The following is a 1075-nucleotide window of genomic DNA, read 5'->3' as shown; positions in this document are numbered from 1 at the left end:
GCTGCCCTTGAGGGTGTGCGGGTCGATGCCGGCGTTCTCCAGCGCCTCCCAGGACCCTTCGAGCAGCAGTCGCTGCTGCGGATCCATGACGAGGGCCTCATGGGGGCCGATGCCGAAGAACGCGGCGTCGAACTCCCCGGCGTCGTGCAGGAATCCGCCCTCCCGGGTGTAGGAGCGGCCGGGTGTGCCCGGCGCCGGGTCGTACAGGTCCGGGTCCCAGCCCCGGTCGTCGGGGAACTCGGTGATGCCTTCCCCGCCGTCCGCGACCAGCCGCCACAGGTCCTGCGGGGACCGGACGCCGCCCGGGTAACGGCAGGCCATGCCGACGATCGCGACCGGTTCCCGGGCCGCCGCGGCCAGGGCGCGGTTGCGTTCGCGCAGCCGCTCGATCTCCTTCAGCGAGGCGCGCAGCGCCTCGACCATCCTGGTGTCCGGCTTCTCGGACTCGGCCATGGTCCTCTTCCTTGTCGGGGGCGTCGTCACAGGGCGTCGTCGTCCCCGACGAGATCGTCGAGGGCCATGTTGATCAGCCCTTCGGCGTCCATCGCGTCGATCGACGCGCGGCCGGGTCCGCCGGCCGCGGCCGGTTCGGGCGCGGGCCGCAGTCCGGCGAGTTCGAGCAGGCTGTCCAGCAGTCCGGCCTCGCGCAGCCGGGCCACCGGGAGGGCGGCGAGCGCGGCCCGTACGGTGTCCTCCTCCTCGCGGGGGCCGTCGACGGGGCGCGGGGCGAGCCCGTCGGCGAGGTGGCCGGCGAGCGCGGTGGGGGTCGGGTGGTCGAAGACGAGCGTGGCGGTGAGCCGCAGGCCGGTGGCCTCGTTGAGCCGGTTGCGGAACTCGACGGCGGTCAGCGAGTCGAACCCGAGGTCCTTGAAGGGCAGGTCGTCGTCGAACTCCTCGATGCCGAGCACCGCGCGAGCCTCGTCCCGCACCAGCTCCAGCAGCCGTTCGCCGCGCTCCTCGGGTGCGAGACCGGCCAGTTCGCGGCGCAGTGCCGACGCCGCGGCCGCCGCACCGGGCCCGGTGCGGCGGGGCGCCCGCACCAGGGAACGCAGCAGCGGGGCCACGCGGGCGGCCT

The 1075-nt window shown here is 74.8% G+C and carries 2 protein-coding genes; both read right to left on the bottom strand.

The window, feature by feature from the left end; all coding sequences use genetic code 11:
- Positions 1-453, bottom strand: a 453-nt coding sequence (locus tag GT045_RS18590) for a polyketide synthase (protein WP_161292493.1), incomplete at its 3' end; no start/stop codon positions are given.
- 26 nt (positions 454-479) lie between these two features.
- On the bottom strand, positions 480-1075 hold a 596-nt coding region (locus GT045_RS18585; protein WP_161334850.1), incomplete at its 5' end, for an acyl carrier protein.

Origin of the sequence: Streptomyces sp. SID486 (assembly GCF_009865385.1) — a bacterium.
GTDB lineage: Bacteria > Actinomycetota > Actinomycetes > Streptomycetales > Streptomycetaceae > Streptomyces.
This window is presented reverse-complemented; position numbering and strand designations above follow the sequence as displayed.